Source organism: Streptomyces hygroscopicus (genome assembly GCF_026168105.1).
Classification (GTDB): domain Bacteria; phylum Actinomycetota; class Actinomycetes; order Streptomycetales; family Streptomycetaceae; genus Streptomyces; species Streptomyces hygroscopicus_D.
Genome location: NZ_LBMW01000023.1, coordinates 46,268 through 68,440 on the forward strand (window position 1 = coordinate 46,268; position 22,173 = coordinate 68,440).

Genomic DNA, 22,173 nt, shown 5'->3' on the forward strand with positions numbered 1-22,173 from the left:
GTCCAGCGAGCGCACTGTTCTGCCTCCACTTACTTCATGCTGGACTTTTCATCCACGCGATGAGTCGGGTCCACCAGCCAACCTTCGATCGGCTCGGTGGACCGTCCATGCGTCGAGGAACGTGTGTGCGTCGCACCGTCCCGTCCGGTCGGCCCGGCTCCGGGCCCGTTCGAGTCATCGGCTCCCCTGTGCCTACAGGCTCGCGCTCCGCCGACTCACACATGCACCGCTGAGGTGTTGGCACGCCGGCGAGCACTTGCTCCACGTGTCTCCCGCAGCCCTCATAGGTCGCCTTCCGGCATGACTGGCAGACAGCACGTCGGCACATGATTCCCCTTCATTGGCGCCCTCATTAACGACCAGTAATATCAACAGTTTCGTCACAGTCGAATTCACATTTTCGCCACAAACAACCCCCATGCGTGCACCGTCTCCACGAACAACTGACTCCCGCCGAGCGGAGATACGGCCATGAGGGTGCATCACGCCCCCATATCGCGTGGCACACCTCACTCGGCGATGGCAAGCGGTCACGGCCGAAATTCCCCTGGGGTTGCTCGGGACACCAAATCAATGGTTCCATCTCGCCCGGTCGAGAAAGGAAGGCACTGCTCCGCATCGTGACAGGCCATCACCGCGCCTTTTCAGATCGTCGACCCGGGCGCGGCGAGGGCAAGAGACCGAGAACGGCAACCGCCCTGACGGAACGGGTGGTGTGCGCCGGTCAGAAGGGAGCAACGTGAGTTGCTCGCACGCCGCAGGATGCCCCCTTTTCCCCTTGCTCAGGGCGAGCTTGCAAGGTTGGCGAGACTACTACTGCGACAGCGAGGATCAGTGGCTCGGCTGTGCGCGCTACCAGGTGTCACTCACCGGCGAGCGTGTGCCGATCAGCCTGCTGCCCAACGGAGCCCGCGCACGACACCTTGAAGACGCCGCCACCGGCCAGGACCGGTCCGGTGCCACCGGCCCGGAGCAGGGACCCCGGCAGGCCCCTCCACAACACAATCCCTGGCCTCCGGAGAACGCGTCCTGGCCGCAGCCGGCACCGGCGCGGCCACCGGAGCCGTCAGCACCTGTGACCGCGGCACCGGAGACCATGGCTCAGTTCGGCGCGGTATCTCCGACGATACCGGTCTCGCATTACCGACCGTCACCACCCCCACCGTTTCCCCAGCCTCCGGACCGCCCATCTCGACACGCGGAGCAGGGGCCCAGCCAGAAGCGCGGCTGGTGGGCTCGATTCACCGAATGGATGGGAGGCCCGGCATGAGTGGCTACTGGCCCTGGTGGGCCGGCGCTGCCGGGCTCGCTCTGATCACCATCAACTACGCCCTCACCACAGACCGGTCTTTCGGGGTGTCGTCCGCATGGGATCGCGTGTTGCACTGGCGCAGGGAGCGCCGCCTGGAGCGGATGGACGAGGAGTTCACCGACGAGCGTGCTCTCGCTGAAGCTCTCGCCGCAGCTACGGCGGAGCACTTCGGCACCGGCCCCGCCGCGCCCACCGTGCCGCCGGTTGGGTACGGGACGTCACAACTGCTCGAAACGGACGCCGAACCGTCGGCGAGTGAGGACACCTCGGTCACGAGCCCGGGCCCCGCCCCGCTGGTCACCCAGGCTGCCCTGTTGGTCTCAATTTTCTTCGGGGGATTGATCGCCGCGGTCACCTCCGGGCGGTTCCACCTCCGCTTCGACATGGGCCCGGGATTCCGGAACGTGGTCACCGCAAATCCGACCACCATGACCGTTCTGCTGTTCGTCGGAGGCGTGTTGGTGGGCTTCGGCACTCGGCTGGCCGGTGGGTGCAGCTCCGGCCACGGACTCAACGGCTGCGGCCGTCTCCGCCTGGTCAGCCTCGTCGCGACCGCCGTGTTCTTCGGCACCGCCGTCGCGGTGTCGTTCCTGCTGTGGAAGGTGATCTGATGCGAACTCGGGGCGCGATTCTGCTGGCAAACATCATCACCGGCCTCACTCTCGGCTATACCGTCTCCAACATCGGCTTCGGCGACTACACCGAGCTGAACCGCATGTTCACCTTCCAGGACCTGCGCATGCTCCTCTCCTTTGCCGGTGCCGTCGTGATCATCATCTGCGCGTTCGCTCTGCTGCGGGTCCGCCGCACCCCGGGACGCATCCACGCCGGCGTGATCCCCGGCGCAGTGCTGTTCGGTACGGGCTGGGCGATCTCCGGAGGGTGCCCGGCAATCCCGATTGTCCAGGTCGCCAGCGGATACCTGCCCGCCTTGATCACCATCGTCGGCGTCACCGTCGGTATCCGGCTGTGTCGCTGGGCCAACGCCCGCTACTTCCACCTCGACCGCGGCTCCTGCGGGCTGTGACACCAGAGGGTCCGGCAGCAAAGGCCGGCCGCCCTGTCATGCGTGCGCGATGCGTGAGCGGATGTTCCGGCACGAGATGTCATGAAACGAGGTGGTGGAGGACGCGGCCGATCTCGCCGGTCGCGGCGTCGAGGTCGTATTCGGTGCGGTGGCCGTCGAGGCGGATGGGGTGGGTGCAGCCGCCGGGGCCGGAGAGCTGACGGAGGCTACCGGGCAGGGTGCCGCCCATGGCCAGGTTCGCGAGTTCCGGCAGGGGCGGCGGCGGTGGTCCATTGGCTGGCGGCAGAGAGAAACCCCAGGTCGTTGGCCTGGGGTTTGTTTGTTGTCCAGGTCAGTTTGGGGGGTGACGTGCCCTCTGTGTGCCGCAAGTCGAGTTCGAGCGGCCACCCCGGGCGCCTGGGGCCTTTGGCGCCAAATCAGGCATGACCACGCCGGGGCCACCAAGCCTTGTCGGGCGGCCCCGCTGATGCCCCAGGCGGTGCCGGATCTCGGAATCGGCCGGGAGGGCATCGGCCAGTCGTCCGGCGCCGTCCAGCGCGAGCATGAGCTGAGCCCGGATCGACTCGCGCAGCGCCTCCTCGGCGATCAGCGCAGGCCACTCGGCGCAACTTAGGTTCTGCGGCGCGAACTCCGTACGAAGAGCGGCACCGACAACAGGAACAGGGCTCCTTCGACGGCCAGGCTGACCAGTCCGAGCGGCTCCGTCCAATTGCCGACGTCGTCGCTGGCGTCGGGCAGCCCAGGACCCCTGGAGAGGATGTAGCCCAGCAGGGGGCCGAGGGCAACCCCGGCTGCCAGCAGCCATCCCGGTCGGACGAAGCCGAGGAGGAGCAGTACGGCGGCGATCACGGCCGCGATCTCCAGGACGTGGTAGGCGACGCCGATGTAAAAGGGGTCCCTCGTTGCCGTGATGCCGCCTTGGTCCACGACATGGATGGCAGCCACCGCGAGGCACAGCAGAGCTCCCGCCCACCTGGCCACCCACGTGGCCTCCGGCGCAATCGCGACGCGGTGTGACATGCGGAGGTACCTTCTCCCTCTCTTCAGCAGCGCGTGCCTGCCGCGCCGCGAACCCATGCACCTGGTTGGCTCCTGAACGGGCAGCGCGCCGCACCTGTGTCAGGTACCAGCCTCAGCGGACAACTGCTCGCCGTCGCCCCCGACGGTGCAGACGAGTGATGTGAAAGGGTGCCGGACGGCGCTCCTCCACATTCGGGACGAAGAAGTTGTGCCGGACGCGTGCCAGGTTGGGTGGGGAAGAAGACACGAGCTTACTCCCGCGCAGGTCAAGAGGGGTGCGAGGCTCGATCGGCGCAATCACTCCGGAGCCATGTGCCTGTGTTCGAATCCTGCCCGGGCACGGCGTGGCGCGGGGCCCCGTTCGCTCGGGCTGGCCACCCGCCGGCCTTCGGCGCCGGGCCGGCCTGGCGGCGGGCCACGCCATCAGCAGGGCAGACCAGCCGTGGCTGGGGCGGTCGCCCGTCGGCGGTGGGCCGTACCGGTTGATCGGTCCCTTCCATTCGGGGGAGCATCGCTGCCGCTGCCCACGGCGACACAGGCCCTGACGGCAATGGTGGCGGCATTGGTGGCGGCATACTCAACGACGGCACGTTGACGCTGGACCATTGCACAGTGAAGGACAACGCCTCGGGCGGCGGCGGTATCGCGTGGTGGCGGCGATGCCTCCCGACGGAGGGCGCCGCAACTATCCCGCGGCCAGGGGAGCGGTGTGGAGCTCGCGTACCAGCTGCGGGGTCAGCAGCTCTCCGGCGCGGTCGGCGAGGATGGCCATTTCATAGCCGACCAGGCCGACGTCGCAGCCCTCGGCGGCGAGGACGCCGAGGCAGCTGCCGTCACGGATGCGACCCACCATGAGGAAGCCCCCGAACATTTCGATCATGACCAACTTCATGCCGCGGAAGCCGTGTGCCGTGGCGGCATTCTGGGCGAGGCTGGTGATGCCGGAGACGACGGCGGCGAGGTGGTCGGCGCGATCTCGGCCGAGGCTGTCCGAGGCGGCCATGAGCAGACCGTCGGAGGAGACGGCGACGGCATCGGTGACGCCGTCGGCGGTGCGTACGAACTCCGAGATGAGCCAGCCGAAATTCTGGATGGCGGTGGTCACGATGACGCTCCTTGTGTGCTTCGGGCTTCGCCACGGGCGACACCTGCTCGGAAGCCGTTGAGCAGGGAGGACACCGCGGGCCCGGCGGGCGGGGGTGAGGAGGAGGGGCTCTCCACGGGGGCGAGCAGGCGCCCGGGGAGGGCAAGGAGTGCGGACAGGCCGCCGCCGGTGGTGTCGAAGAGGTGGACCTGGGCACCTTCGCCGAGGCGGTGGGCGAGTCGGCCGACGACGAGGTGGCCGAGGAACCGAGTGGGCGCGGCGAGGAAAGCCTCCTCGCCGGCGTCGGAGAGGTGGGCGTTGGCACGTTCCCTGTCGGCTTCGGACATGCCGACGCCGTGGTCGACGACAGCGAAGCAGTAGGTGTCGTCCTCGGTGTCGTACCAGCCGTGTACCTCGACCGGTTCGGTCGGTGGCGAGAAAGTGAGCCCGTTCTCGATGAGTTCGGCGAGGAGGTGGGCGACATCGGCGACGGCGTGCCCGCGCACCCGTACCGGCTCCACGGTGGCGATCAGGACCCGCCGGTACTGCTCCACCTCGGCGATGGCGGACTGGACGACTTCCAGGCCGTCGGCGGGTGCTGCCGTGGGCCGCGGCGGATTCTGCCCGGCCAGGACCAGAAGGCTTTCGGCGTTGCGCCGCATACGGGTGGCGAGGTGATCGAGCTCGAAGAGCTCGGCGAGGGCGTCGGGGTCAAGTTCCTGCCGTTCCAGGCGGGTGATGAGACCGAGCTGACGACGCACGAGGTTCTGGTTGCGGCGGCCCAGATTGGCGAGCGATTCGGTGGTGTTACGGCGCAGGCGGGCCTGCTGGGCGGCCAGGTGGAGGGCGGTGTGTTCCACCTGGTTCAGGGACGCTGCCACTTCGGCGATCTCCGCCGCGCCGCCCAGCAGCCGTGAGTCGGGCTTGTCCGGCGCATCCGTCGGCGGGAGAAGCTCACCATGGTGCTGCGGTGACTGCTGGATACGGGTGACAGCTGCGGGCAGCCGGTGCCGCGCCACGTCGTGGGCGGCCTCGGCGAGCGCGCCGAGCGGACGTGTGAGGGACCGGGAGGCAAAGGCGGCGAGGCCCGCGACGAGGGCTGCCATGACCGCTCCAGCGACGAGTTGGACGGCGAGGCCGATCTCGGCGTCGTGGCTGAGCCGGTCGGCCCGTTCCCTTGCGTAGTCACCGACCGACTGCTGGACGGCGTACAGATCGTCGACGAGTACGGTCATCGCGTCCCACCAGCCGCCGGCGTCGGCGTGCAGCGCGGAGCCGTCGGCGGCGCCTTCCGCCCGGTTCTCGTAGACGGTGACGCGTTCGGCGTCCTCGGTGCCGAAGGCGTGCTTCAGGGCCGCGCGCTGGGGTGCGGTGGCGATCTGCCGGAAACGGGCGAGGGCGGCGACGCGCGTGGCACGTACCTCGGTGAACGTGAGGTACTCACGGCCGTGAAAGCCGCCTTCCGCGAACACGCCGTTGAGGAAGCCGCGTTCGAGAGCGACAGACTCCTTGGCCGCGGCCAGTTCCCGCAACGCCGCCAGCCCGTCGCGAAGTTGAGGGTCGGCACCAGTCGCGGTCTCGGCTACCGGGTCGACGGCGTTGAGGGCTTCGACGGCGGTGGTGTAGAAGGTCAGGGTCGCGGCCCGGTCTGCGGTGTCCCTGTCGGTAGCGGCCCGGATGTCGGCGAGGCGCTGCAAGTGCCTCCGGACGACATCCTCGACGGCGTTTTCGCCGCGCATTCCGCGCAGCGCCGTGTCAACGCTCTTACGAGTGGCGGCGAGCGGTGGACGGAACTGCTCTTCACCTCCCAACAGGCCGTTGGTCAGCCCGCGTTCGCGTTGCAGCTGGTGTACCAGGGCCTGGATTCGCAGGCTGAGGCCAACCTCGGAGCGGGTCGTCCGGGCGTCGTCGAGGGCCAGGGCGCGGCCGTGCACGGCGAGACCCGCCATCGCCAGCAGCAGGCAGATCGGGACCGCGATGACCACCGCCACACGGCCCCTGATGCTGCGCCAGCCGGGGATCGGCCGACGGCCGGGAGAACTTCGGCCACTACGGTTGCGCCCCGAACTGCCCTTGCCTAAGCCGTTCTTGCCCAATGCGCCGAGCCTGTCGAGCGCCGGCCGTACTGGCGTCCACACCCTCATAGTCACGAAGCTAGTCCGACCGCCGTAGCCGCCGGTTTCCGACCTGTTAGGCCGCGTGGGACATTCGGTTGCGCCGCCCTCACACCGCGGGCCAAGAGCCTGTGACCGCGGATGACAAGACATGTGGTGTCCGGCACCGGCCGCCGCCCAGTGCATCAGGGGCGAGCCACCCGGGCGATGCAGCTCAAGTCCGACCGCTTCCGCCCGGTGGTGTCCTGGTCGGTCATTCCCTTGTACTGGACCGCGGCCTGGTGTCCAACACGCGGCCGGGCCCATCTCTGAGCTGAGTAACTGCTCGTCTGCACCATCGTGTCCTCAGGTCACGCCGCACCGCGTGAACACGGCGCGCCCGGCCGCCGTAAGTCGTAGAACCGGAAGCCATCCGGTGCGCCGACGGCTCCTTGGTCCTCCGCCACTTCCTTGTGCGGGCGTTCGAGCCGGAGCGGCGGCTGCCGCTGTGCGAGGTGCAGACGATGCGAAGACTCACAACGAGAGAACTGCGGGCGCGGTACGGAAAGACCCCTGACACGCACGCTCAGGGTGCGTTGACCTTGCCAGGGTCCAACGGAGATCGAATCCCCCACACACCACAGGAGCACCCTTTTGACGTCGACGAAATCCGTGATGAAGAAGCTGCCCGAGGTCACTCTGGCGTTCTGGATCATGAAGATCGCCGCGACGACCCTGGGTGAGACGGCGGGCGACCTGTTCGCCCAGACCCTCAAGCTCGGCTACTTCGTGACCACGATCGCCCTGTTCCTGATCTTTGTGGTGACGCTGGTCGTCCAGCTCAGGTCCCGTCACTACAACCCGTTCTTCTACTGGACCGTGATCCTGTCGACCAGCATGGCCGGCACCACGGTGTCCGACTTCATGAACCGCGACGCCAGCGCCAAATACCTCTCGGGCGGCGCCAAGTCGCTCGGCTGGGGCCCGCAGGGCCTCGGTCTGGGCTACCCCGAAGGTGCCGCCATCCTGATCTCGATTCTTCTTGCGATCTTCCTCGCCTGGAAACTGAGCGGGATGACGTTCCAGATCCGCGACATCGTCACCTTCCGCGGTGAGGCTCTGTTCTGGTCGGCGATCCTCGTCTCCAACACGCTCGGCACCTCGATGGGCGACTTCCTCTCCGACAGCTCCGGCCTCGGCTACCTGGGCGGAGCGCTGCTCGTCACCGGGCTGCTGGCGGTGCTCGTCGCGCTGATGAAGGTTCCAGCGGTGCCGAACGTCCTGCTGTTCTGGATCGGCTTCGTCCTCACCCGACCGCTCGGCGCCACCGCCGGAGACTTCCTCACCAAGCCGCTCGCCAAGGGCGGACTCGACCTCGGCACCGCGGGCTCGTCGGCCGTGCTGCTCGCTGTCCTGTTCGGCCTCATGGCCCACGCCCACATGCAGGAACGCCGCACATCCGAGCCAGGCCCGGAGGCCGAAGCGGCCCGCCAGGAAGCCGGCCGTCGGTGAGCCCGAACCTGTGCATGCGTCCACAGCCCGGGTGATGGTGTCGGCGCCGTCGGAGACCGGTCCGACAGCACCACCGGACCGCCCTCCTCATAGCGGCGCACCCAGGCATGCCCCGACGGGCGCCATACCCCGTGCTGGGCCGCGACCTCCGTCTTCGACGCCCCCTTGCCCGCCTCGATGCCCGTCAGTCCCCGCTGTTTCCCGTTGGGCTCCCGTTGGCTCGGGCACGGCTGGGGCACGGCTCCTGTTGGGGTGTTGAGACGGACGGTGCCCCCGTACTCGTCACCCGGACGAGCGCGGGGGCACACGTCATGCCTGCGGACGTCAGCCCCGGGAGGCCCTGCGACGCCGCAGCACCAGGTACCCGCCCGCGGCCACCAGCGCCGCCGCGACGCCCGACAGCAGGCCCACCGGGGCGCTGCTACCGGTCTCGGCCAGGTCGCCGCCGCCCTGCGCGGACGGGGAGGCGGTGGCCGACGGGGCCGCCCCGCCCTCGCCGGAGGAGGCACTCGGCGCGGCGGTCGCACCGGCCGAACCCGAAGGCGAGGACGACACGGAGGCGAGGACGACACGGAGGCGAGGACGACACGGAGGCGAGGACGACACGGAGGCGAGGACGACACGGAGGCGAGGACGACACGGAGGCGAGGACGACACGGAGGCGAGGACGACGCCGATGAGGAGGGCGACACGGAGGCGAGGACGACGCCGATGAGGAGGGCGACACGGAGGCGGACGGCGTCGCACCGCCACCACCGCCCTCGGAACCCTTGCAGTCCTGGTCAGCGCGCCGGCGCGGATGAGAGTACGCGGCAGCGACGGATTGGCGAGCGGATCCGGTACGAGGCGGGCGAACGGTTTGCTCGCGGCCTGAAGAAAACGAGCGGTCGCTGCTTGCTCAGGGCTTGCGTCGAAGCAACTGCCAAGGCGTGCGCCGCGGCAGCCGAGCCACGATGTCGCCACCAGTCGACCGGCCGGTCAGCACCACGCGCAGTCGTACCGGAGCCTCCGGGCCGGTGACCGGGCGGACCTTGATGTCGCCGCGGCTATAGGTGACGTCGTCGGCATCGACCACGATCCCAGGTCCGGTCACCAGAGTCAGATTTCCGCCGATACGGAGGTCGACCTCGATGTGCAGGGTGTCGTGGGCGATCACGGCCTCGGTGAAGTCGAGTTTCAGATCGCTGAACATCAGCCGGATCTCCATCCGACGTGGAACCAGCCAGCGACCGGTGCGCTTGCCTTCGCCAAAGCGCTGGTCGATCCGGATCACCTCGCGAGCCTGCGGCGGCATCCCTTCAAGCGGTAGATCAGCGGTCAGGACTGCGAGGTCGGAGGCGGTTCGCGCCGTCATCGCTGCTTCGACGCGCTCGTCCAACTCGGCGGCTGTCAGCCGGCCGTCACCGGCCGCGACCCGAAGGATCTCCACGGCCTGATCCCGGTCTCGATGAGATACCCGCTGCTCAGACATCGGGCGACGGGGCGAAGAATCATCTGCTCTGGAGAGATCGCCTGACATGGATTCAGTGTGCTGGCGGGTTCGGCGGACCGGCAACATCCGATCGAGGAAATGGGGGATCACCCCGACAGATCTCAGGGGCTGAAGGCCACATCGGGACGGGAACGGGGCAGGCGGCGATCGGTGCCGTTTCGGTTCGATGTCCACGCTCTGATCCCGCCCGATCCGGCAAGTGCCAACCGGCGGGTCGTGCGAGCCGCCGGTTGGCTCAAGTACGCCCGTGTCCGCGCACCGCACGGCCCCACCTCACGAGCCCACCGGGTCGTGGGGTGAGGCGTTGGCCCAGGTCGTCCTTGGGAGAGACCTAGGTGTGTGCTCCCGGGACGTTCGTGACATGAATGCCGGGTGCCTGGACGGGTGAGGGCATTTCCTCGTCCGTGGACGAGGGAATGCCCGGGATGGCCCTGTTCCCTGCGCCCATACGGTGGCCGTGGGACTCGGTCGGCGTTGGTTTGGCGACAGCGTTCTGCCCGTCCTTCCCGTTCGTGCCGTTCGTCCCGTCCTTGCCGTCCTTTCCTTCCCTCCCGTCATGCCCGTCCTGCCCGTCCTTCCCGTCCTTCCCGTCCTTGCCTTCCAGGCCGCGGGGGCCGGGCGGACCGGGCGGGCCAGAGGGGCCGGGCGGACCGGAGGGGCAGGGCTTGATGTGCTGCGCCTGCAGATCGATGTGCTGTACGTGCAGATCGTCGATCTGCATTTGCTGTTCGATGAGCGCAGCTGACTGCGCAACGAGCGCGACGAGTAGTGCTCCGCCGAGCACGAGGTGGCGCCGCGGTCTGCGTGGTGATTCGTTTACGCCGTTCACATAACCCCTCACGGTGTGTGACGGGCGCCAGTGTAAGTGATGAGGAGTCAGAGGAGGCGGATCTCCTTCGTTGACAGTCCGCTCCGGGGCGGCAGCTCGAAATGACCCGAGTTCGTCGAGCACTCCACGAGTCGCTGACGCATGTCGTCGAGTCGAAGCACGAGCGAGTACGGGAGCCGCCCAAGGCCCCCGAGCCGGAAGCAGTGTTCTCCGGCCCTGGTCGCATCCAACCTGGGTCGACGATGGCGGAGTTCGGGGTGTTGCAGCGGCCCATGCTTCGGAGCCGGGCGGCCGTGCCCGGTCCCGCCATTGGTCAGCGGCACTTGTGATGGTGGCACGTGGGGCTGGTTGTCGGGGCGTGCCGGGTGGTGGTGGTCCTCTTCTTGCCGGTGCTGCCGTCCCGCTTGCGGGGGGACGGAGAGGGGGACGGAGAGGGAGCGCCGAGTTCGTCGGCGCCGTGGCCGAGGGGGGCCGGTGCGAGGAAGGGGACGTCGGGCAGTCCGGCAAGGGCGTCGTCCATGTACCGGGTCCATATTTCGGTGGGGATGTCGCCGCCGAACACCTTCTGCAGGCCGCCGACACCCACCAGCGATTGCAGCTGCGGGTGTTTCGGGTCCTCACGGAACAGGACGACCGAGGTGGAGAGTTGCGGGGTGTAGCCGATGAACCAGGCCGACCGGTAGTCGTCGGTGGTTCCGGTCTTGCCTGCCGCGGTCCTGCCGAGGGCCTGGGCCTTCGTACCGGTGCCCCGCGCGATGACGCCCCGGAGCACGTCGGTCACATTGCCGGCGACCGCCGCCGGCAGGGCCCGTACGGGGGCGGGGGCGGTGAAGCCGGTCAGCACCGAGCCGTTGTGGGTCACCTTGGTCACCGAGTACGGGGTGGTCTGCATCCCGTCGGCGGCGAAGGTCGCGTAGGCACCCGCCATCCGGATGGCACTCGGCGTCGAGGTGCCGATGTAGAAGCCGGCGCTGGGGGCGGCGAGGCTGCTGGAGCGCAGGCCGAGGGCTTCCGCCGTCTTCGCCACGTTCCCGTAGCCCACGTCCTCTCCCAGTTGCACGTACGGCGTGTTGACCGACTGCTCCATCGCCTTGCGCAGATCGATGTAACCCCAGCGCTGGTTGGTGTCGTTGTGCTGGTGGAGGAGTCCGGTGGGGTCCTTGGTGTCGGTGACGTAGTTGCCCTGCTGGTCCTTGATCTGGATGCCGTCGTCACCGTTGAACTTGCTGGCGGGGGTGATCGGCTCCGGGGACCTGCCGGGTTGCAGTACGGCCCCGTACTGGAGCGCGGAGGCGAGGACGACCGGCTTGAAGGTCGATCCCACAGGGACGCCGGCGGTGTCGGCGTTGTCCGAGTAGTGGGCCTGGTCGAAGCCGGGACCACCGAAGACGGCCAGGATCCTGCCCGTGCTGGGATCCACCGAGGCGGCTCCGACCTGGACGTCCCGGTCGACCGACCGGTGGGCGGGGTCGAGGCGTTGTGCGCGTACCCGTGCGACGGCCCGGGCCAGGTCCGCCGTTTTCTTCCTGTCGAAGGTGGTGTGGATCTGATAGCCACCCCGGCTCAGGCTGCCGTCGGTGATGGTGCTGTCGTGCCCCTGGAGATACGACCTGGCCAGTTGGACCAGGTAGCCGACCTGGCCAGTGAACCCCGACCCGGGGGACCACTTCCTGGGCGCCGGGAAGCCGGCTGCCGCGTACCGGGCCCGCTGCTGAGGCGTCAGCTTGCCGGTCGCCACCATCCGGTCGAGCACCCAGGACCAGCGCGCTTCCGCCTGCGCCTTGGCCGCGGGGTCGGAGTCCGCGTACTGGAACAGGCTCGGCTCATTGACCGCAGCGGCGAGGAAGGCTCCCTGGCTCACATTGAGCTTCTCCACCGGGAGGTTGTAGTACATGCGGGCCGCGGCCTGAACACCGTTGGCCTGCCGGCCGAAGAAACAGGTGTTCAGATACCCCTGGAGGATTTGCTGCTTGCTCATGACGGCGCCGATCTTGGATGAGATCAGCAGTTCCTTGAACTTGCGTGAGATCGTCTGCGACTGATCGAGGTAGGCGTTCTTGACGAACTGCTGGGTGATCGTCGATCCCGACTGGACGGAGCCGCCCTCGGCCATGTGGATGACGGCGCGGAAGATGCCTTGCGGGTCGATGCCCGGGTCGGTGTAGAAGGACGAGTTCTCCGCGGCGATGAAGTCCCACTGCACGTCCGCGGGCACCTGTGCGAGCGAGACGTTCTGCCGGTTGACGCTGCCGTCGGTCGCCAGCACGGATCCGTCGGACCAGTAGTAGACGTTGTTCTGCAGCAGGGTCGTGGGGTTGGGGTCGGGGATGGTGACCGTGGCGTAGGCATAACCGACGGCTGCTGCTGTGGCGCCGAGGCAGAGCAGGAAGCCCGCGAGCAGTTGACGCACCGACGGCAGCCAGCGGCGCGGACCCGTCCTGCCCTGGCGCGGGTAGTCGATCCAACGTTTTTTCTGGGGCGCAGTTCTCCGGGCCCGGCGTGCCGCGCCCTGGCCGGGTGCCTGGTGCCCGGAGGCCCTGCGCCGCATGGCGCGGTCACCCGCGGCAGGGCTGCCGACGGTGGAGTGCTGGGGCGGTTGGCGCCGGTGTCCGCTCATGGCTCGGATCACTGTCCTCTCAGTACCACTGCGTTGTTTCGTGCGGTGCGGGCTGTCGGAAGCCGTCGTGGGGTGCGGGCCCTCGGAAGCCGTCGTACGGTGCCGACTGTGGAAGTCCGTCGTACGGTGCCGACTGTGGAAGTCCGTCGTACGGTGCGGGCTGCGGGAAGCCGGGTTCCTGCGGGGTGAGGTCGTTCCGGCGGGACCCCGACTCCGCGCCGACCGGGGCCTGCAGGCTGCCGTACCGCTCCATGCGCTGCCACCGAAGCCGTGAGCCCGACACGGCGGTGAAGACGGACTGGATCACCACGAGGTACATCAGCTGCCGGTACACGAACTGCTGCAGCGGCAGGCTCCACAGCGGGCCGGGCCGTTCTCCGTCCAAACGGAACGCGTACAGGCCCATCATGAGTTGCAGCAGCAGGAAGGCGAGCCACAGCCCGGTGATCCGGACCGGGTCGAGGAAGACCAGTCCGTACAGGGCGAAGACGTCCACGACGGGTGCGAGCAGGGGCAGCAGTACCTGGAAGAGCAGGAGGTAGCCCAGGCCGCGTCGGCCCAGTTTCCCGGCGGGACCGCGCTGCACCAGCGCGCCGCGGTGCTTCCACATCGCCTGCAGAGTGCCGTAGCACCAGCGGTAGCGCTGCCGCCACAGGGCGTTCAGGGACTCGGGCGCCTCGGTCCAGGCCCTCGCGCCCTCCTCGTACACCACGCGCCAGCCCTCGCGGCACAGCGCCATGGTGAGGTCGGTGTCCTCGGCGAGGGTGACGTCACTGACGCCGCCGAGGTCCAGCAGCGCCCGGCGGCGGAACGCGCCGACCGCGCCGGGTACGGTCGGCATGCATTCGGCGAGGTCGAACAGGCGGCGGTCGAGGTTGAAGCCGACCACGTACTCGATGTGCTGCCAGCGGCCGAGCAGGCCACCGCGGTTGACGACCTTGGCGTTGCCCGAGACGGCGCCCACGCGGGGGTCGGCGAAGGGCTGCACGATCGTGCGGACGGTGTCGGGTTCGAAGACCGTGTCGCCGTCGACCAGGACCACAAGATCGCAGGTGGCGGCGGCGAGTCCGGTGTTGAGTGCGGCGGGCTTTCCCGCGTTCTGCTGCCGGATCACCCGCACCGGAAGGCGGAGCGACTCCACCAGGTCGGCGGTGCCGTCGGTGGAACCGTCGTCCACCACGATGATCTCGACCGGATGGTCCGAGGCGAGCAGCGAGCGCACGGCCGCCTCGATCCCGGCACTCTCGTTGTACGCGGGGACGATCACACTGACCGGCTCGGTCACCGGCTGCCCCCAGGAGCGGCCCCGGCCCTGAGTCGTCCGCAGGCGCCGGTGCCGCCGGGCGGCGATCAGCACGATGACCGCGCGCAGCACGCTGAGCGCTCCGGCCGCGTACATCAGCAGGTCAAGCAGCCGCACGGCCCAGTCGCCGCCCTGCAGCACCCGGATGAGGGCCATCCCCTGCAGATGGTCGGTGAACCCGGCGGACTGGACAGGTGCGGCCATGCCGACCGCGTCGCTGACCGTCGCCAGCCGGAAGCCCTGTGCCTTGAGCCTGGGCACCAGGGCACCCAGTGCGGCGACGGTCTGCGACCGGTCGCCGCCGGCGTCGTGCATCAGCACGATCTGCCCGCCGTTGCCGTGCGGTGTCACGTTGGCGACGATGCGGTCCACTCCGGGACGCTGCCAGTCCTCGGCATCCCGGGTGGTGAGCACCGTCACATAGCCTGCCGCGTCGGCCTGCTTGAGGACCGACCAGTCGGCGTCGCCCAGCGCCTCGTTTTCCGAGGAGTACGGCGGCCTGAACAGTGCGGTGGTGACCCCCGCGGCGCCGGCCACCGCCAGCTGCGTCTCGCGCAGCTCCAGTGAACGCTGCCATGGGGCGAGGCGGGCCAGGTCGGGATGGGTGAAGGTGTGGATGCCGATCTGGTTGCCGTCGGCGAGGATCCGGCGGAGCAGCTCCGGGTGGGCGACGACCTGGGTTCCGACGACGAAGAAGGTGGCGTGCACATGGTTGCGGCGCAGCACGTCGAGGATCCGTGGTGTCCAGACGGGGTCCGGGCCGTCGTCGAAGGTCAGCGCGATGGTGCGCGCCTTCGCCCGGGCGGTGTGCGGGGTGGTGGCGGCGTTCGCGATCACGGGGCCGCCATGGACCACCTGGCCGGGCACCGTGCCGTTCCGGCCACGGGCGCCGGTCACGTCGTCCGATGCGATGCCGAACATGTGGTGGGTGTAACCCTGCAACAGCAGGGCCGCCGACAGGGTCACCGCGAGCACGCTCAGCAGCAGCCAATGGGTGCGGGGTGTGATCTGACGGGTGCGGCTGTGGCGACGCGGAGCAGCGTTGCGGCGACGGCGGTTGGTCACGTCAGAGGGCCTTGGATCACTTCAGGGGCTTGTGGGACGAGCCGAGCGCGCGGCCCCTGGGGGTGGGGGCGGTGCGGGTCGGGGCCGGGGACGTCTTGCTGGTGGGCGCCACGGCGGGCACGGGTGCCGCGGCGGTGGCGGAGGCCGTCGTCCGGGTGGGGTGGGAGGTCTTCTGCGCCGCGGTGGGGGTTGCGCTCCCTGCGGAGTGGCCGGGGTGGGGGGAGGAGTCGGGCGCGGCCGCGTGGGGCGTGGTCGGGTGCGTGGACCCGGGCTGCGGGACGAACGGGGAGCTGAGGCTGGGGCCGCCCAGCACGGTGCTGATCAGCAGGGCGACGTAGCCGCCGGCGGGGATCACCAGCAGCCGGGCGGCGCGCAGCACGCGCCGCTGGCGTCGCCCCGAGGAATCGACGAAGACGTGCCGAACCGAGTCACTCTCCGACACATCAGGATCTGGCACTGGATGGACAGTTGTGTCAGGTTCTGGGGGCGGCACGGTGAGGGCGTCGGCACGGGGTGCGCCCCACGACGTCGCGGTGTGCGGATCCCGCCCGACCGCGTAGGAATGCATCCCGGTGGCGTAAGGACCCGTCCCCGGCGCACGGGTGTCACCACTCGGGTGCGTCCACTGCGCGAGTTGTACCTGGCCCCAGGGCATCGTGGCCGTGTCGGCGGTGGCGCTGCCGCTGTGGTCGTACCCATGGGCATACGGGTACGCGACACCGTCGTACCCATGGGCATACGGGTACGCGACACCGTCGTACCCATGGGCATACGGGTACGCGACACCGTCGTACGGATCCTCGCCGTACGCTCTGCCGCTTTCGTCCGTCCACTGCACGAGGCGTGCTCCTGTCCTGGCCGGCCAACTCGGTCGACCGCAATGAGAGAGCCAACTCGGCCGGAAGTGTTACACCTCGACCCGGCGGCACGGCACATAACCGAACAAGAGGTGAGCATTCGGACTGGCTTCGTACCGCGTTCCGGCGTGCGGCAGGATGGCCACCGTGCGCGAGGCAAGGAGAGACCCTGCGGTCCAGGAGCGGCAGCTGCATGCTGCCGCCCTCACCGATGCCGTACATGCCGCGCAGAACGGTGACGAGGACGGGTTCCGCCGCGTCTACCGGACGGTGCACCCGATGCTGCTGCGCTATGTCCACACGCTGGTGGGCGGGGCCGACGCCGAGGACGTGATGTCCGAGGCATGGCTCCACATCGCACGTGACCTCGGCTCGTTCCGAGGGAACGGTGACGGGTTCCGGGGCTGGGCCGCCAAGGTGGCCCGCAACCGGGCGCTCGACCATCTGCGGCGCTCCGGCCGACGACCCCTGATCGGGGGCGACGAGAACGACCTGCTGGAACTGCCGTCGGCCTCCGACACGGCGAACGAGGCGCTCGAATCGGTGTCCACGGACCGCGCCCTGGCACTCATCGCGAGTCTCCCCCGCGAACAGGCGGAGGCTGTCCTGCTGCGCGTCGTGCTGGGGCTGGACGCCAAGCAGGCCGGACGGGTGCTGGGGAAGCGGCCGGGCACCGTGCGCGTCTGCGCCTACCGGGGCTTGAGGAAACTGGCCGAGATGCTGCGCACCGGTCAGCCGCCACGAACGGCCGTCCTCCGACCGGCGCTACTGGAGGACACCGCATGAAGAAGCGCATGAAGAAAGGACAGCGGAACCGGCTGGACGGCAGCACGGCCGAGCAGTTGCTGCAGCGTGTACCGGATGCTGCCGAGGGCGAGGAGTTCGGCACGTTGCCGGCGCTGCTGCGGGCGGCGGCCGCCGTGCCGGCCGTTCCCGACGACCCTTCGCCGACGGGTGGCGAGGAGGCGGCGGTGGCGGCCTTCCGGGCCGCCTCGGCCGGCATGCCCCGGCAGCGACGCCGTTGGACGCCGGGATTGGTCAAGGCCGGGATCGGCGCGGTGGCGGCGGCGCTGACATTCGGCGGGATGGCGGTGGCCGTCCAGACCGAGGCCTTCCATCTGCCGTTCCCGGGAGGATCGAAACGAGGCCCAGGCGGGGCGCAGGTCTCCGCCTCCGCGTCGGCGCGGCCTTCGACGACACCCGCGCCCGGTGAACTGCCCGACGGCAGCGGCGCCGGCACGGCTTCCGCGGGCGGGCGCACCGGTGCACCCGCCTCCGGCGCGGCCGACCTGCCGGCGACGGACCGGTCGCTGCGCAGCCTGTGCACCGCTTACCGGGCGGCCCGGCGGGCGCACGGCGACTCGCATCCGCCGGGTGGACCCCGCCGTCTGGTCCAGGCCACGGGAAGCGAGGCGGCTGTCGCCGACTACTGCGCCCGCCTGCTTGCGTCGGGCGGGACCCGCGACACCGGGCACAGCGGCGACAGCACACCGGACAGCGGCGCCGCCGGAAGGACGCCGGCCGCCTCTTCCGACAAGAAGGCGAAGTGACGACGCCCAGGTGCCGGGCCTGTTGCCGCGCCGCTGCCCTCCCACCAGGCCTACGAAGCCGAGGTCCGCGCTCTCGCCTCGGACCAGGTGTGGCCTATCGTCAGATCCGAACGTGCCGCCCCGTGCAGGCCGTTGAGCTCATCGATGACCAGCATGCTCAGCTCCAGCCGTCGCGCGGACGCGTCGCCGACAGGATGCCGGGCGCACTCCAGCAAGTCCCACACTCGCTGATTGACGGTCTTGGCCGCCTCGGCGGCGGCGTCGTCGCTCAGCAGAACCAGGCCCTCGAAGAGCACTGAGCGCCTGGCTTCCGCCGCCTCCATCTCCGACAGAGGTGCGGAGTTGTCCTCCCCGCGCTCCCACGCTTCGACAGCTTGCCTCGCAGTCCGCACCGCTTCTTTTACGCAGGAGATGTACTCGATATAGGTATCGAGCTTCCGCTCGTCCCACCGCGTGGCCAAGGTCCTTCGAAACCTGGCTCGTTCGGCCATGGTGGTGGCGAAGAACGACGTGAGGGCTCCGACAAGGACGCCCACGAGGGTGATGATCTGACCGGCCATGCCGGTCAAGCTACCCTCACGTACTCCGCGGACGGGGTCGCCGGACATCGACGAGGTTGCCTGTACCGGCCGTTGACGCGGGTGGGCATGCCACGACCGGCCTGCCTCCGCAGGGACGGCGCGGACGCAGGAAGGCGCAGCAGGCGGCGTCCCGCTGCCCGGCCCGGTGGGCGACCGTCACATTCCGGCAACGGGCCTCCGCGTTCCACCACGGCCCTGCCACGCTGATGGCATTCAACCACCGCACTCGGGGGTCCTGTGCGCCGTATCGTCCCAGCTGTCGTCCTGCTCGCCGGCTGCCTGCCGCTCACGGCCTCCTGCTCCGGCATCGCGGCTGCGTCCCGGCCCGGGCCGACCGTGACCGTGACGCGTTCCGCACCCGTCTCGGCATCCACCGGATCGCAGCCCGCGTCCACCGCCCCGGCCGCGGCTTCTCCGGCGGCCGCATCTCCCGTTGCCGCGTCTCCGGCTGCCGCGTCTCCGGCTGCCGTGCCCCCTGCGGCGCCCCGGCCCCGTCTCACCAACGCCTCGGCCGTGGTCTCGCAGTACTACCAGGACATCACCGACCACGACTACCCGGCCGCCTGGGCGCTCGGCGGGTCCAACATCGCGGGGACGAGCTACGGCCGGTGGGTAGCGGGCTTCGGCACCACCCGGAGCGTCACCCTGGGCACCATGAGCGAGTTCGGCGCGGCCCAGGTGGACGCAGTGCTGTACGCGACCCAGACCGACGGCACTGTGCAGGTGTACGAGGGCACGTACACCGTGTCCGACGGCATCCTGATCCACGCGTCGATCCGCAGGGCGGGGTGACCACGGGGCAGCCGTCGCAGCTGTTCCGCCGCCGGGCCGGAGGACCAGCCGGTTTGCGGTTTGCGGTTGCGGAGGCTGCCCCGGAGTTCGAAGCTTTCGCGGTCACGCCTCGGTGGCGGGTCTGGGCGGGACCGTCCATGTCCTGGCGCCGCGGGTCCGTGGACGGAACCTGAGTCGTCGTCACGTCGGCGCGGCCGGGGTCGCTCGCCCATGGGCCCGGTCTTCGGCCGGGGCCCGGTTCCCTTGGGCATCGGCGGGTTGCCTGCGAACTGATTCTGCGTCATCGAACCGGTGATTGAGGCCGGTCGATGCCGGGCGGCGGGCTCGCATCGCAGCCGTTCGCGTGGTGGGGGTTGCTGCTGATGGGGGTGCTGCCGACTGGGTTACTTTTAGGCCTGGAGGCACTCGGAGGGAGTACGGGTTGGCTCGTTTTCCGTGTCCTGCGGTGGTGGGGCGTGGTGATCGGGTTGAAGGTGATCACGGTGCTGCTGCGATTCCGCTGTGCCGGCGTGGTGCCGGCCTTCGTGGTGGCGGCGAAAGGACTACCTCTTATGCGAGTGACCCGGACCGTGTTCGCCTCCGCGGCAGTTGCCGCGGCCGTTGCGCTTTCCGCTCCCGCCGTGCATGCCGTGTCGGTGACCGAGCTTAGGGCATCGGACGGCGGTACCTCCTACGGCGGCGAGAGACACGACACGTCCAAGGACGACGAGGGCAAGGAGGAGCACGGCGGCTCGAAGGACGAGTCGCGCGGTGACGAGAACGCCGGTGGCGGCGACATGGCCATGACCGAGAACGAGGACGGCGGCCGGAACAACGAGAAGGCGGGCGGGTGGTCGAAGGGGAAGGAGGGCTCGTCCAAGGAAGGCTCGTCCAAGGAAGGCTCGGCAAAGGAAGGCTACTCCAAGGAAGGCTCGTCACAGGCGCCACGTGGTTCGGTGAAGGCCGGTGGCGGTGCGCTGGCCCTGCGGTCGGACGACGACGACCACGGAGGAGAGCACTGGCGTCCGGGCAAGGAGCACGGTGATGCGCAGGCCGGTGGCGGCGCACAGGCCATGCGTTCCGGTGGGGCCGGTGGTCCCTCGAGCCGGCGGGCCGACTCGTCGATCAAGCCGCGCGGTGGCGTGAAGGCCGGTGGCGGCGCGCTGGCCCTGCGGAAGATCGACGACGACGGCGGTCGGCCGGACGAGAACGGCGGTCGCCCGGACGAGAAGGGCGACAAGGGCGACTCGTCGGAGGGCAGGCCGGAGAGTGGGGCGCAGGCCGAAAACGGCGACCCGTCGTCCATGGCGGGCGGCGAGGAGGGCGGCCAGAGCGAGGAACACGGCGGCCAGAACAACCAGCAGGGCGGCGGCGAGGACGAGCAGGGCGCCCGGAACAGCGCGCGCGGCGGCCAGAGCGGTGAGAACGAGCGTTCTAGCAAGCCGACTGGCGGAGTGAAGGCCGGTGGCGGCGGGCTGGCGCAGTCCAGCAACGGTCTGGCCGCGGGTTCGGCGCTGCTGCTCGGCGGCCTCGGAGCGGGCGTGTACATGCTGCGGCGCCGCGGCGCGTCGAATGCTGCCGGTGCCTGATCAACCGGTGCTCGCCCGGTTGCTGTGTGGCCGCGGCCGCTGTCGCCCTGGGAAGGGCGCCAGCGGCCGCCGCTGCGACTTCGATGCCGGCTGCTGCCCGGCCTGCTGATGTCTGACCGTCGCCCCCGCTGATGAAAGGCATTGTCCGATGGCCCTCTCGCAGCCGCCCCCGCCGGATCAGCCGCAGAACGGACCCGCTTCCCGTGCTTTCGGCCGTGCTCTGCTGTGGCCGGCCACGGCGGTGGTCCTGGGCGTTCTGCTCATCCACAACTCACTGACAAGTCCGGCGGATCCCAAGCCGCCGGCCCCGCCCACGGCCGTCGCCGAGCCCACCGGCGTCGCCGAGCCCACAGCCGTGGCCGAACCCGCGCCCGCCACCCCGCCCGCGGTCGCTCCTCCCACCACGGCGGTCCCCCCGCCCGCGGCACTCGCCCCACCCGCGGCCGGCGCCCCGGGAGAGCCGGGTCCGAGAGCGACGGCGAGCCCGTCGGGGCAGGGATTGCCACGGTCGGTACCGAAGCGGATCGTGATTCCGCAGATCGGGGTCGACGCGCCGTTCACCGGTCTGTCCCTGAGCACCTCGGGGCAGTTGAACCCGCCGCCCTCGAACAACAAGAATCTGGTGGGCTGGTTCAAGGACGGGGCCTCGCCGGGTGAGCGGGGGGCGTCGATCGTGGTGGGGCACCTCGACACCAAGACCGGGCCGGCGGTGTTCGTGCTGTTGCGCACCCTGAAGCCGGGCAACATGGTGGACATCACCCGCGCGGACGGCAACGTCGCCAGCTTCAAGGTCGATTCCGTCGACACCTTCAGCAAGGCCCACTTCCCCAACAACCGGGTCTACGCCGACGCTCCGACCCCTCAGCTGCGGTTGATCACCTGCGGCGGAAACTACAACCACCGCGTCCACGACTACGAGGACAACGTGGTCGTATTCGCCCATCTCGACTCGGTCAGGCGTCCGTGAGACATCACCGCGCAGGGGCCGGGCCGGGTGGTCGGGGCCGTTGGGTTCGTTGAGGTCGTCGAGTTCGTTCAGCAGAGCCGGCGGGCGCGTCCCGTGCCCGTCGGCCCGGCCGTGGAAGCCGCAGGTCACCGGCGAGGTGCCCGCCGCTGCCCACCCTTCCGTACGGACCCGTACCAGGGCCTCCCCGGGATCGGCCCGTCACCTCGCGTGATGCGTCACGGCTGACGGCTCACGGCTACGGCTCACTGCTCGCGGCGGACTGCTCATCGCGCATCGCTCAACGGGGCAAAAAAGCTCACGGCGTACAGCGCATGGCGCACAGCGCACGGCGCACGGCGCACAGCGCACAGCGCACGGCGCGGCTTGCGACGACATGGTCCGGTGCGGGGGCGCGGACTAGCCTGGGAAGTGCTCGGGCGACCGTTCAGGCCAGGGGCTCTCCCGACGTCGAACTTCAGACGGGCGCGCGCTATGCGCCCACGGCCCGTTGCCCCGTTGATGTCA

At 69.7% G+C, this 22,173-nt stretch carries 19 protein-coding genes and 1 pseudogene; 9 read left to right on the forward strand and 11 right to left on the reverse strand.

Features of this window, described 5'->3' with window-relative positions; translation table 11 throughout:
- The first annotated feature begins 1,266 nt into the window (after positions 1-1,266).
- Both AAW14_RS22080 and AAW14_RS22085 read left to right on the forward strand, forming a co-directional pair.
- Positions 1,267-1,923, forward strand: a complete 657-nt coding sequence (locus AAW14_RS22080; protein ID WP_265565645.1) for a YeeE/YedE family protein — start codon at positions 1,267-1,269, stop codon at positions 1,921-1,923.
- Positions 1,923-2,339, forward strand: coding sequence for a YeeE/YedE thiosulfate transporter family protein (locus AAW14_RS22085; RefSeq protein WP_265565646.1), 417 nt, complete (start codon positions 1,923-1,925; stop codon positions 2,337-2,339). Before AAW14_RS22080 ends, AAW14_RS22085 begins: the two co-directional genes overlap by 1 nt.
- 82 nt (positions 2,340-2,421) lie before the next feature.
- Here AAW14_RS22085 and AAW14_RS22090 read toward each other — a convergent pair.
- The 5 genes and pseudogenes from AAW14_RS22090 to AAW14_RS22105 form a co-directional block, all read right to left on the reverse strand.
- Positions 2,422-2,568: pseudogene (locus AAW14_RS22090) on the reverse strand (replication initiation protein); the annotation flags it as partial.
- A gap of 102 nt (positions 2,569-2,670) precedes the next feature.
- Entirely contained in the window at positions 2,671-3,048 is a 378-nt protein-coding gene (locus AAW14_RS39800; RefSeq protein ID WP_416223349.1) for a BTAD domain-containing putative transcriptional regulator, read from the reverse strand.
- Positions 2,949-3,359, reverse strand: a complete 411-nt coding sequence (locus tag AAW14_RS22095) for a hypothetical protein (protein WP_265565647.1) — start codon at positions 3,357-3,359, stop codon at positions 2,949-2,951. The genes AAW14_RS39800 and AAW14_RS22095 overlap by 100 nt, the downstream gene beginning before the upstream one ends.
- Before the next feature lie 685 nt (positions 3,360-4,044).
- Positions 4,045-4,464, reverse strand: coding sequence for a roadblock/LC7 domain-containing protein (locus AAW14_RS22100; RefSeq protein WP_265565648.1), 420 nt, complete (start codon positions 4,462-4,464; stop codon positions 4,045-4,047).
- Positions 4,461-6,434 carry a nitrate- and nitrite sensing domain-containing protein gene (locus tag AAW14_RS22105; protein WP_265565649.1) on the reverse strand — a complete coding sequence of 658 codons (1,974 nt, stop codon included), beginning with the start codon at positions 6,432-6,434 and terminating at the stop codon, positions 4,461-4,463. The genes AAW14_RS22100 and AAW14_RS22105 overlap by 4 nt, the downstream gene beginning before the upstream one ends.
- Positions 6,435-7,190: 756 nt before the next feature.
- Here AAW14_RS22105 and AAW14_RS22110 point away from each other — a divergent pair.
- The gene (locus AAW14_RS22110; protein ID WP_265565650.1) at positions 7,191-8,048 is read left to right on the forward strand and encodes a hypothetical protein; all 858 of its coding nucleotides are present in this window, start codon (positions 7,191-7,193) and stop codon (positions 8,046-8,048) included.
- Between the two features lie 324 nt (positions 8,049-8,372).
- On the opposite strand, the gene AAW14_RS22115 is transcribed toward AAW14_RS22110, so the two are convergent.
- Positions 8,373-8,603 (reverse strand): LPXTG cell wall anchor domain-containing protein, encoded by a 231-nt coding sequence (locus AAW14_RS22115; protein ID WP_416223350.1) that lies wholly within the window; start codon positions 8,601-8,603, stop codon positions 8,373-8,375.
- Between the two features lie 343 nt (positions 8,604-8,946).
- Positions 8,947-9,606: a DUF1707 domain-containing protein gene (locus AAW14_RS22120; RefSeq protein ID WP_322741093.1), complete on the reverse strand. Its 660-nt coding sequence runs from the start codon at positions 9,604-9,606 to the stop codon at positions 8,947-8,949.
- A gap of 490 nt (positions 9,607-10,096) precedes the next feature.
- Here AAW14_RS22120 and AAW14_RS22125 point away from each other — a divergent pair, with 490 nt between their 5' ends.
- The gene (locus AAW14_RS22125; protein WP_265565652.1) at positions 10,097-10,285 is read left to right on the forward strand and encodes a hypothetical protein; all 189 of its coding nucleotides are present in this window, start codon (positions 10,097-10,099) and stop codon (positions 10,283-10,285) included.
- 397 nt (positions 10,286-10,682) lie between these two features.
- Here the strand turns inward: AAW14_RS22125 and AAW14_RS22130 are convergent, their stop codons facing one another.
- From AAW14_RS22130 to AAW14_RS22140, 3 genes are read right to left on the reverse strand one after another with little or no spacing between them, the layout of a single operon-like run.
- Positions 10,683-12,986 (reverse strand): transglycosylase domain-containing protein, encoded by a 2,304-nt coding sequence (locus tag AAW14_RS22130; protein WP_265565653.1) that lies wholly within the window; start codon positions 12,984-12,986, stop codon positions 10,683-10,685.
- A gap of 19 nt (positions 12,987-13,005) precedes the next feature.
- The gene (locus AAW14_RS22135) at positions 13,006-15,354 is read right to left on the reverse strand and encodes a bifunctional polysaccharide deacetylase/glycosyltransferase family 2 protein (RefSeq protein WP_265565654.1); all 2,349 of its coding nucleotides are present in this window, start codon (positions 15,352-15,354) and stop codon (positions 13,006-13,008) included.
- A gap of 16 nt (positions 15,355-15,370) precedes the next feature.
- A complete protein-coding gene (locus tag AAW14_RS22140; RefSeq protein WP_265565655.1) occupies positions 15,371-16,192 on the reverse strand; it encodes a hypothetical protein in 822 nt (273 codons plus the stop codon).
- A gap of 157 nt (positions 16,193-16,349) precedes the next feature.
- Here AAW14_RS22140 and AAW14_RS22145 point away from each other — a divergent pair, with 157 nt between their 5' ends.
- Positions 16,350-16,997, forward strand: coding sequence for an RNA polymerase sigma factor (locus tag AAW14_RS22145; protein ID WP_416223351.1), 648 nt, complete (start codon positions 16,350-16,352; stop codon positions 16,995-16,997).
- Positions 16,994-17,761, forward strand: a complete 768-nt coding sequence (locus tag AAW14_RS22150) for a hypothetical protein (RefSeq protein ID WP_265565657.1) — start codon at positions 16,994-16,996, stop codon at positions 17,759-17,761. The genes AAW14_RS22145 and AAW14_RS22150 overlap by 4 nt, the downstream gene beginning before the upstream one ends.
- 50 nt (positions 17,762-17,811) lie before the next feature.
- Here AAW14_RS22150 and AAW14_RS22155 read toward each other — a convergent pair whose 3' ends face one another.
- Complete coding sequence (locus tag AAW14_RS22155) at positions 17,812-18,321, reverse strand: hypothetical protein (RefSeq protein WP_265565658.1); 510 nt, start codon at positions 18,319-18,321, stop codon at positions 17,812-17,814.
- A gap of 489 nt (positions 18,322-18,810) precedes the next feature.
- On the opposite strand from AAW14_RS22155, the gene AAW14_RS22160 reads away from it, so the two are divergent.
- From AAW14_RS22160 to AAW14_RS22170, 3 genes are all read left to right on the forward strand, one after another.
- Positions 18,811-19,134: a hypothetical protein gene (locus tag AAW14_RS22160; RefSeq protein WP_265565659.1), complete on the forward strand. Its 324-nt coding sequence runs from the start codon at positions 18,811-18,813 to the stop codon at positions 19,132-19,134.
- A 455-nt stretch (positions 19,135-19,589) separates the two neighbouring features.
- Complete coding sequence (locus AAW14_RS22165) at positions 19,590-20,702, forward strand: hypothetical protein (RefSeq protein ID WP_265565660.1); 1,113 nt, start codon at positions 19,590-19,592, stop codon at positions 20,700-20,702.
- A 148-nt stretch (positions 20,703-20,850) separates the two neighbouring features.
- Complete coding sequence (locus AAW14_RS22170; RefSeq protein ID WP_265565661.1) at positions 20,851-21,669, forward strand: class F sortase; 819 nt, start codon at positions 20,851-20,853, stop codon at positions 21,667-21,669.
- The last annotated feature ends 504 nt before the right edge of the window (positions 21,670-22,173 follow it).